Here is a 10,471-nt window from a genome sequence, read left to right on the forward strand (position 1 = left end):
CAACGACGAGTGGCGCTTTTTTAGCCGCAACCCGAAGGGCTGGGGCCATTTTTGCCCCCAGCGTTGTTGTCATTCGCTCATTTAGAATAACTAAACCACGCTCATTCCGCCTCGCTGGAAGCAAAAATGACCTCCAGCAGTAGTAATCAAATTAGTGTGAACAGGCCCTAGTTAAGGATCTTGCCGAGATTGAGCAGCTGGGTTTCGCCGTTGGAGCCGTCCACGCCGTCGTTGTCATTGACGATCAGCACGTCGCCGTTGGGCAGCACTGCTGCGCCTTCAATTTTTTCCAGCACCTGGCCGCCGGGGGCTTTCAGGTCTTCCATCAGGTCACGCACCAGCACTTTGCCGACGGTGGCACCGTCTTCCAGACCCGTGGTATCAAACTTGTACAGCCGCTTGATGGCGGCATCCGGCCCGGCTTGGTTGTCCCGCTCGATCACCATGAATTCACCGTTACCCAGTGTGGTGATTTCCGACAGGCCGACCCAGCCGCCGTTGGGGGACTCAACCCCATCCAGCGGGTAGAACAGGAACGACCAGGTTGCCGCTGTCAGGTCGTAGATACCGATGCGCGGCATGCTGTCACCGAGGCCGCTCCAGGCACGCTGGAAGGCTACATAGAGCTTGCCGTCATACTCGGCAACGCCTTCGAGACCAAAACGCAGCTGTTTGGCATTGACTGCTTCTGGCAGGGTGATGACCTGGGTGATATTGCCATTCGCATCGGCTTTTACAATCAGGTTCAGGCTGTTGATCGGGCGTCCTGCATCGTTCCAGGTACCGCTGCCCTCGGTGGCAACCCAGAAGCCGCCGTCGCTGGCGATGGCAATGCCTTCGGGGTCGAGATTGACGGTACCGTCATCGTTGATCATGGCGTCCAGATCAGCTTCGTCAAATACACCGATGCGGCTGGCATCATCATCGTCCACAGACGAATCTGCCAAGGCGACTACCGGCAGTCCAGCCAGTACGCCACTGGTGTCCTGCAGCACAATTTCCTGATCGATCAGCGCCGGGGTCTGGGTCAGGTCGAGGTGGAAGATGCGGCTCTGCTGGTAGTAACTGTCGTAGATACTGTAGGCACTGTCGTCAGCCAAGCTGGCCAGGCCGGACAGGGCCGCCCAGGGAATGGGGGTGCCGTCTACCCGATCAGCGGACTGGATGCGGGGGTAGCTGGGGGCGTCATAGCCGTACTGATAGATATTCACTACCGAGCGAACGCCATCGTCGCGACTATCTTCCTCACTGGCGGCAACCAGCAGGTTGCGGCCGGGAACAGCCTTGACGCCCTCGGGGGCAACGCCCGCCGGAAGGGTTTGCAACAGTACCGGGTTGGCCGGGTCCATCACATCGTAGATAAAGACCAGACTGGCGCGTTCGGAGCACACTGCCAGCAGCTTGCTGCCATCCTCAAATTCAACGTACTCGGCATTTTCCGGCTCGTTGCCCTTGTTCTTGGAGCGATCGTCCGGGTAGTGACCCAGCCGCACTGTCAGCTGGTCGTTGCTGTTGCCGGAGTTGAACAGTTCGTTGCCCATGTCGTCCAGGACGCTGAAGCCGCGACTGCCGCCATCCAGGTCGCCCTCATTGGCGGTGGCAAAGATATGGCGGTTAATCCAGCTGACACCATCGGGTTCATGGAGCAGGCCTTCCTTGTGACCGGTCAGGGAAATCAGCGCCGGATCTTCTTCCTTGGTGTCGATCTGGGTCAGATCGGCGCTGCCGGCGCTGTAGTGATCCAGCACCTCGCCGCTGACCAGGTCGATCAGGGCGATATGGTTGTTTTCTTGCAAAGTCAGGACGGCGATATTGTCCTTATTGATATCCACGTACTCGGGTTCCGGGTCCGCCGGATACAGCATGCCTGCCAGGTCTGTAAATTCAACCGTGCGCTTTTCCCAAGTGCCGGGCTTGCCGCTCAGGTCGACAATATCCAGCACCCCGGCAGGGCCCTGGCCGGGAATGCCCAGTTGGCCATCTTCGTCTTCGCAGTCGTCTTCATCCACTTCCTGGCCGTTCAGGCCGCCACCGACGCAGACATCTTCATTGCGTTCGTTCTCGATGGCGATCGCCACATGCTGGCCATTGGGGCTGATGGCCACAGAGTCTGGCTGGCCGGACAAATCGATTATCTGCACCACCTTATGGCTGTGCATATCCACCACCCACAGCTCACCGCTCATATCACGGGTAAATTTAATGGCTGCGTCGGCATCCTCGGTACCGGGAATAATATCCCCGCTGGAGGTGTTCACCCCGACAAACGCGTATTTGCCGCGCACATCCACCGAGGTGGGTTCACCGCTCAGTTCCAGTGTGCCCGCAGGCTTGGGGTTGGCCGGATCGGCAATATCCACGAAGCCGAGCTGTTCACTTTGGCTGTCGGTGTAGGCCAGCACCTTGCCGTTTTCACTGGCCACAACAATTTCAGCCACTGTTTCGGTACTGTCAGTACAGCCCTGTTCGAGGTTTTCGCAAACCGGGAAGACAGCCACCCGTTGCAGGAACTTGGGTTCAACCGCTTCGGCTTGTACACCGATGGCCAGGGCGCACAGGGCTGCGGCGATGGGGGTGGGGCGGAACAGCTTTTTCATCGTTTTATCTCCGTCTAAATCGTGGGTCAAGCGTGGTTCTGGGGTAAGGCTGAGGCCAGAACTTAACGGCTATAAATGACGGGATGATGTCAGTTTTTTTAACGCTTTTAATAAGTTACATAAGCCAGCTGGTGCAACTGACGGACGTTGATGGGAAATTGCCCAAACGTGGCATTGGGAAATTATTCGGGGCAGGTGGGCAAGTCATGCCAGGGGCGGGATGTTTTTACGGGCATAAAAAAGCCGGTATCCCTCGCGGCATACCGGCCGGTCAAAACAGGCTTACTTCACTTTAAAGCCGGTGATCAGCAGGATATCGTCGGTGCCGTAGTCGTCTACATCCAGGGCATCGTCGTCACCGGAGTGCTGAACAGACAGCAGTGCGGACTGGCCGTCACCAAAGAAACCGAAGCCAGTGGGTTCAGCTGATTGGTCTTTAACCGTCAGAACTTTCACACAGCCATCGGTTTTGATGTCGCGGTCGCCGCCGTCGGGCAGACAGCCAAAGATGTCACCGTTGCGGTGGTCCTCAATGACGTACAGGTTGCCGGTGAGCGGTTGGAACGCCAGGTTGTCAACAGAGTTGAAATCTTCGTCGCCTTCAACGAAGCGGTTGACCACCACGCTGCGGGTATGGTCATCCGCCAGCAGCGGATCCGAGTCAACACCGCACATGACTTCGCCGTAGTTTTTGGCGCCTTCATTGCCGGTATTGGTCCAGCAGAAGCGCACCCCTTCACCCTCGTAGGTGGGGTCCATGTGCAGGTCTTCCGGACGGTAGTAACCGGTGGCGCCTGTGGCATCGGCGTCATCGCGGGCATTGGTGGCGGAAACCGCTAACCAGGCGGCATTGCCCACTTCACAACCCTGGCCGGCTTGTTGTTTATTGTTCACACAGGAGACCTGCATGGCGTAGACGCTGCCGGCGGCAAATGGTGACAGGGCCAGGTCGGCGATTTCGCCACCCGGATGAGGCACAGCCGGTACGAACTTGAAGATAGCGCCGCCGTCTTTGTCAGCGGTGCCGGTGCCGGGACGCAGTTCGTCGCCGCCGATGACCACGCCTTCAGCGGTGACGGTCAGGCCTTCCCAGGCCATGGTGGGCAGAGCATCTCGCTTGGCGATCTGTGTGGAGGGGTTGTTGTTCTCGTCGACGATCACGCCGGTGGCGCGGTCCAGAACCGTATGATTGTCAGTGCTCAGGGGGTCGATGACCTCGTAGCCCTGGCCGTCACCGGCCTCTTCGGTGGCCAGCACGGTGCCCCAGGCAGTGGTGCGGATACCGTCGCAGCGGTCCATGCCCCGCAGGATGGTTTCCGCCGCACCGGTAACCAGATCGATGCGCTGGACCGAAGGGTTGTACTTGGCGATGCCGGAGGGCAGGGTGGTACCCAGGTTCTGGCGGCCACCCTCAATGCAGAAAATGGCGTGGGTGGGCGCTTCGTCATTGGGCCAGAAGGCGAACATGTCGGCCTTGTCCGCGGCTTCACGGGTGAGGATGGTGGCTTCCAGGCCTTCGGCCAACAGGATCAGGTCATCGGCATGTTGACCGGGTTCACGGGCCACATGGCCATCATAGGAAGTTTGCAGTGGTTGGTTGAAACCAAACAGTTTTTCGGACTGGGCATTCAGTAGATGTTGGACTTTCATGCCGAAGTCCATGGGTTTGTCATCGGCGGCAATGGCAACGACGGCAACGGCAGTGCAAATGGCCAGGGGCAGCAGTTTCTTGAACATGGATAAACTCCTTTGGTGTAGAACATGGCTGGTTGTGACCCTGGCCCTAAGGTCGTCCAGGGGGTTGGGCGGCTTCAGGGTAGTGGCTGTTTGTGAAGGAATTGCGATCAATATATGAAGGTTTTCTTGCGGAAAATTGACAACTGCTGTGATTGCCGGCAGCTTTTCCGGCTAACCCGCTGAAATCGGTGGTGATTGATGCCGCTGCCACCCAGCGCCGGGGAAAATTTTTATTTTGCGGACAGTTGGCGCGGCATTGGGTTTTGCCGCGCCAGGCACTACACTCGAGATAATCTGTGACACAGCTCAGATCGGCCTGTTGGCCGGGGAGGCGATGATGCGTCAGAAATTTAAGGGGAAAGCCCGCTCGCCGTTTGGCGACCTGTGGCTGGTCTGGGATGAGGAAGGTATTCAGCGTATCGACTTCGCTGACCAAGCCGAAAATGCCGACGATGCGGTGGGCTGTCGGCGAGCGGATCGGGAGGCGGTGGCGAGGCTAGAATCCCTGTTGCACCAGCTCCCTGTGGAGATTGAGCGATTTGCCCTGACGGGCAGTGATTTCCAGCGCCAGGTCTGGCAGCAGTTGCTGACCATTCCGGCGGGTACCCTGACCACCTACCAGAAAGTAGCGGACGCCATCGGCAGGCCCAAAGCGGTGCGCGCCGTGGCCAGTGCCATTGCCGCCAACCCCATTGCCTGGCTGATTCCCTGCCACCGGGTCATTCGCAGCGATGGCGGACTGGGCGGTTACCGCTGGGGGGTTGAGCGCAAACAGGCGATGCTGGATTGGGAGCGGAAACTGGGTCGGGCCGTGGCCTGAATAACGCTGGCCTGACGCCCTAAAAAAACCCGGCAGTGCCGGGTTTTTTTAGGGCAGGTGATCGGTCGGTGGATCAGCCTGCTCTTTATTATCCTTGGCCTCAGGCGCCTTATTATCCTTGGCCTCAGGCGCCTTATTATCCTTGGCCTCAGGCGCTTTATTATCCTCGGCCTCAGGCGTCTTTCAGGTAGCGCTCGCGGGAGGCGGTGATTTCGGCGCGGGCGGCTTCGGCGTTGTCCCAGCCTTCCACTTTCACCCATTTGCCGGCTTCCAGTGCCTTGTAGTTTTCAAAGTAGTGCTTGATCTGGTTGATCAGCAGTTCCGGCAGGTCGCCGATTTCCTGCACGTGGTCGTACAGCTTGGTCAGTTTGGTGTGCGGTACTGCCAGCAGTTTGGCATCCACACCGGATTCGTCGGTCATGTTCAGTACGCCAATGGCGCGGCTGCGAATCACGGAACCGGGCATCACCGGGTAGGGGGTGACCACCAGTACGTCCAGCGGGTCGCCGTCTTCAGACAGGGTCTGCGGGATGTAGCCGTAGTTGGCCGGGTAGAACATCGGTGTGGCCACAAAGCGGTCGACAAAAATGGCGTCGCTGTCCTTGTCGATTTCGTATTTGATCGGGTCGTGGTTGGCGGGGATTTCGATGACCACATTGATGTCGTTCGGCAGGTCTTTGCCAGCGGGGATCGTGTTGTAGCTCATGTCTCGTCTTCTTTTGTCTTGCGGTTGGGGAAGCGGAAATGCGCAGGGCCACCCGGCGGCTTTCCGGAGTGGCGGGATTATACTGGCCGACAGGGGGCTTTGCCAGTTGCACCTTGGTCTAAGACTATTGGACGGTTACCTTCCCCGGCGCGGTTGTTGGAGCCAGACACCGGGTTCAGCCGCAAGGAATTTAACTGTTTCGCAGGCTACCGCCGGGGACAATGATGGGTTCCAGAATCAGTTCCACCCGGCGATTCTGTGCCCGCCCCGCCGGGGAACTGTTATCGCCTATCGGCTGGTTTGGGCCAAAGCCCCGGACGATCACCCGGTTGGCGGTGATATTGCCCCGGGTGAGGTACTGTCCCACAGCCATCGCCCGCTGCTCCGACAGCCGCTGGTTGTAGGCCAGCTCGCCCTGGGCGTCGCTGTGACCCGCCACGGTGATTTTGGTCTGATCATACTGGTTCAGAACATCGGCAATCAGTGTCAGTGCCGGTTCGATCACCGACTTGATCCGGGCGCTGTTGCTGTCGAACATCGATTCGCCGGGGATGACAATGATGATCTTGTTGTCGCGGTGGCTGATGCTGAGGCTGTTGCCGTTGAGTTTCTGTTGCAGGTTGGCGAACTGGACGTCCATGTAATAGCCAACCCGTTCGGGGGCGAGGGGGCTGCTTTGGCTCGGGGCGGCAGGAGCGCTCTGCGCTGGCTGGGCCGTGCGCACCGCCACTGCCCGGGTTTGTTGCCCGGATGGCTGTGCTGCGGTCTCTTGCTTCAACTTGAACACGGAACAGCCTGTCATGACCAGGGTGGCTGCCATTAGCCCGCAGGCGAGGTATCGGTGAAAGGACGGCAGCTGGTGGTTGTTCAAGGTGTCGGTGCTCCTGTCATGATGGTTTTGCCCCCGTGCGGGAAGCGACGTATCTTACCCGAAACGGCGGGTTTCGCATGGGGTTTATCGGGGCATCCGACCCTCATCCCCCGTGCCGCTGATGAAAGGCGATGAACTGGCGGGCAGGCAGGGGCTTGCTGAAGAGATAGCCCTGCCCGAGCAGCACATTCTGCTTGAGCAGCCAGTCGACCTGGTGTGCTGACTCGACCCCCTCCGCGACGATATCCAGCTTGAGGGACTTGGCCATTTCAATCACGTGGCCGATGACGCTGCTGGTGACCGCGTGGGTTTCGATGGCATCCACAAAGGCCTTGTCGATTTTCAGGGTGTCCAGCTCGAAACTCTCCAGGTAGGAGAGGCTGGAGTAACCGGTACCAAAGTCGTCGATGGCAATGCTGTGACCGCGCCGGCGCAGGGTCTGGATGCGGCGGCGGGCAAGGTCGTTGTCAATCAGCGCGCGCTCGGTGATCTCCAGCTTGATGGCCGAGGCGGGCAGGTCCGCGGCCCGCAGTTCCGTTTCAAGGTAATCGAGCAGCCGGTCGGTTTCCAGGTCCTGGGCCGACAGGTTGAGATTGACACTGAGGTCCGGGAAGGCTTTCAGGTGGCTCCCCAGCTCGCGCAGTATGCCGCGCAGCATGGCCTTGGCCAGGTCGGTGGCAAGTCCCGCCTCTTCGGCGATGGGAATAAACACATCCGGGCCCACCATTTCGCCGTCTTCCCGGGTCCAGCGGGCGAGGGACTCGGCGCCGCTACAGCGGCCGCTGGACATGTCCACAATCGGCTGGTAGTGCACCTGGATCTGGTTGTTGACGATGGCGTCGCGCAGTTCGGCCGCCAGGCTCAGGTGTTGGCGCGAGTAGCGCAACACGATGTAGATCCACAGGGGAATCAACAGCAGCCCCAGCAGGCCCGCGCTCAACAGTGTCGGCAGGTAGCGCTGCCAGAACTGGCTCATCGGCTGCAGGGCGACGATGTCGATGGGGAAAATGGTACCCAGGGAAAAGCGCGAGATCAGCCGCTGGTTGGTTCGATCCACGGTCAGGCCGAGTTTGAGTGCGTTCAGGGGCGGCAGCTCGGCCCTGGCGGGGACGGTGACCATCGGTAATCCTTCCACCCACAGCCCGGCCATCTGCTGCTCCGGCAGGTCGGCATTCAACAGCAGTCGCGGGTCGATCACCAGATCGTGTTCGCCAAAGCGCATGAGAAAGAGCTGTACCCCGCCCACTTCCGTTTCTGCGCTGGGCCACCAGGCGATGACGCCGGATTCGTAGATGCGACTGGCACGGGGTGGGGTGAAAGAGATGCCCTGGATAAAGCCCGCACCGCACAGCCTGTCGGCGGCCCGCCAGTAGCCGATGGCACGGATGTAGGGGCGAGCCACCGCCAGTTCCTGCATCAGTTTCAGGTGCTCGTTGGCGCAGTGCTCGACAGTGCTGTTGTTGAGCTGGTCGAGTACATTGCGGGCATCAATGATGGCGTCTTCGGTTTGCTGGCCCAGCTGTTGAGACAGGGTCTCCAGGCGGCCTTCTTCCGCGACCACCGACTCCCGCCACAGGTACCAGCCGAGCAGGGCGCAGAGCACCAGAGATCCCAGCAGGGCCGTGGAGAGGATAGCCAGAAATATTTTGTCGCGACGCGCCATTATGAGTGATCGGAAATAACCATTGGGGCCGATCCATAGCGTGAAAAACAGGGCACAGCATAAACCATGTGGTACCGGGGAGAGAACTACCCTCCATCGTGTTAATACGCGCCGCGCCGCGCCGGGCGCGGCAAAACCACGGCTAATTTCGCCATACTTGCCGCCGTCTTTTTGACAGGCATCAAGCGGTGCAAACACAGAACAGCTAGAATGGTGGGGTGTTTTGCCCTGTTCAGGAAAATATGCCAGTGACCTCCTCCAGTTCCATTGTCTGGGACCGCCAGTTGATCGACCGCTACGATCTGTCCGGCCCCCGTTATACCTCCTATCCCACTGCCCCGCAGTTTCATGAACAGTTTGGTGAAGCCGAATTGCGCCGGGCGATCGAGCGCAGCAATGTGGCCGCTCGCCCGCTGTCGCTGTATTTTCATATCCCCTTTTGCAGCACCGTCTGTTACTACTGCGCCTGCAACAAGATCATTACCGCCAACCGCAAGCGCGCCATGCCCTACCTGGAGCGGCTGATTGCCGAGGTGGCCCGCCAGGGGGCGCTGTTCGACCGCTCCCGCCCGGTGCACCAGTTGCACTGGGGCGGCGGTACCCCCACCTACATCAGCGATGACGAAAAGCGCCTGCTGATGGCGGCTACCCGGGAGCATTTCACGCTCTTGGATGACGACAGCGGTGAGTACAGCATCGAGATTCATCCGGGCGACATGGATGTCAGCACCATCAGTTGCCTGCGGCAGCTGGGATTCAACCGCCTCAGCATGGGCATCCAGGATTTCGACCCCACCGTGCAGCAGGCGGTCAACCGCTTCAATTCCGTCGAGGAAGTGCGGGCGCTGGTGCAGGCGGGGCGCGCCGAGGGGTTTCACTCCATCAGCATGGACCTGATCTACGGCCTGCCGCGGCAGAGCTGGGCCACCTTCGAGCGCACCCTGGACAGTATCATCGAGCTGGGGCCGGATCGCCTGTCGGTGTTCAACTACGCCCACCTGCCACACCTGTTCAAGGTGCAGAAGCAGATCGACGAAACGGCGCTGCCCAGCGCCGCCGAAAAGCTGTTGATGATGGAGCGCATGACCGGGGTATTGCTGGATGCCGGTTATGTCTACATCGGCATGGACCACTTCGCCCGCCCCGACGACGAGCTGGCGGTGGCCCAGCGCAACGGCGTGTTGCAGCGCAACTTCCAGGGTTATTCCACCCACGGCGGCTGCGATCTGGTGGCCTTCGGGGTGTCCGCCATCAGCGCCATCGACAATGTGTTTGCCCAGAATCACAAACAGATCGAGGACTACCAGGCCGCCGTCGACGATGGCCACCTGCCGCTGGCGCGGGGCTTTGAACTGAGCGCCGACGATCTGTTGCGCCAGGAAGTGATCAAGCAGCTGATCTGCCACTTCGAATTAAAGTTCGAGGCCATTGAGCGGCAGTTCGATATCGATTTTGCCGACTATTTCGCGGCGGAACTGGAACAACTGCAACCGATGGCCGAGGATGGCCTGCTGCAACTGGCAGCCGGTGCGATCCGGGTGACGCCGGCGGGAAGGTTGCTGATCCGCCGCATCTGTATGACCTTCGACGCCTATATCAACCAGTCGAAACCGGAAATCCGCTATTCCAGGATTATTTAATCCGGGCCGAATGGTACTTGCTTAAGAGTAAAATGTGCAGTTCTTCAATAAGTTAGCTGTCGATCAAACATTGGTGGATTTGTGCATCTTTCCTGCCCCTCGCTGCCAAACAGCTACTTTGCAGAGATATGGTAATAACCAGCTGGCAGGCGGATAGATCGTAACTCATTGATTACAATGACATACATCGCTAAGTTAAGTGCCATTCTAATCCAGGCCTATTTAATGCGAGCCATTGAGTTGGCAATTGATTGGCGTAGAATCCCAGCCTCACCGGCACCGCGCCGGCGAGCTTTCCTAGGGCCTGTTCACACTAATTTGCTTACCACTGCTGGAGGTCATTTTTGCTTCCAGCGAGGCGGAATGAGCGTGGTTTAGTTATTCTAAATGAGCGAATGACAACAACGCTGGGGGCAAAAATGGCCCCAGCCCTTCGG

General features: G+C 59.2%; 7 protein-coding genes. 2 read left to right on the forward strand and 5 right to left on the reverse strand.

Going from position 1 to position 10,471, the window contains the following annotated elements:
- Positions 1 to 167: 167 nt before the first annotated feature.
- Positions 168 to 2,597, reverse strand: coding sequence for an esterase-like activity of phytase family protein (locus tag ABY948_RS08210; protein ID WP_461482044.1), 2,430 nt, complete (start codon positions 2,595 to 2,597; stop codon positions 168 to 170).
- Between the two features lie 282 nt (positions 2,598 to 2,879).
- Positions 2,880 to 4,334: an alkaline phosphatase PhoX gene (locus tag ABY948_RS08215; protein WP_461482045.1), complete on the reverse strand. Its 1,455-nt coding sequence runs from the start codon at positions 4,332 to 4,334 to the stop codon at positions 2,880 to 2,882.
- Positions 4,335 to 4,671: 337 nt separating this feature from the next.
- On the opposite strand from ABY948_RS08215, the gene ABY948_RS08220 reads away from it, so the two are divergent.
- The gene (locus ABY948_RS08220; protein WP_461482046.1) at positions 4,672 to 5,154 is read left to right on the forward strand and encodes a methylated-DNA--[protein]-cysteine S-methyltransferase; all 483 of its coding nucleotides are present in this window, start codon (positions 4,672 to 4,674) and stop codon (positions 5,152 to 5,154) included.
- A gap of 172 nt (positions 5,155 to 5,326) precedes the next feature.
- Here the strand turns inward: ABY948_RS08220 and ppa are convergent, their stop codons facing one another.
- The 3 genes from ppa to ABY948_RS08235 form a co-directional block, all read right to left on the reverse strand.
- Complete coding sequence (gene ppa, locus ABY948_RS08225) at positions 5,327 to 5,860, reverse strand: inorganic diphosphatase (protein ID WP_461482047.1); 534 nt, start codon at positions 5,858 to 5,860, stop codon at positions 5,327 to 5,329.
- A gap of 190 nt (positions 5,861 to 6,050) precedes the next feature.
- On the reverse strand, positions 6,051 to 6,731 hold the full coding sequence (locus ABY948_RS08230) for an OmpA family protein (protein ID WP_461482048.1): 681 nt from the start codon (positions 6,729 to 6,731) through the stop codon (positions 6,051 to 6,053).
- Positions 6,732 to 6,834: 103 nt separating this feature from the next.
- A complete protein-coding gene (locus tag ABY948_RS08235) occupies positions 6,835 to 8,394 on the reverse strand; it encodes an EAL domain-containing protein (RefSeq protein ID WP_461482049.1) in 1,560 nt (519 codons plus the stop codon).
- A 242-nt stretch (positions 8,395 to 8,636) separates the two neighbouring features.
- Between ABY948_RS08235 and hemN the strand changes: the two genes are divergently transcribed.
- Positions 8,637 to 10,034, forward strand: coding sequence for an oxygen-independent coproporphyrinogen III oxidase (hemN, locus tag ABY948_RS08240; RefSeq protein WP_461482050.1), 1,398 nt, complete (start codon positions 8,637 to 8,639; stop codon positions 10,032 to 10,034).
- Positions 10,035 to 10,471: the final 437 nt, after the last annotated feature.

The sequence above is a fragment of the Porticoccus sp. genome (assembly GCF_041592135.1).
In the GTDB taxonomy this organism is placed as follows: Bacteria; Pseudomonadota; Gammaproteobacteria; order Pseudomonadales; family Porticoccaceae; genus Porticoccus.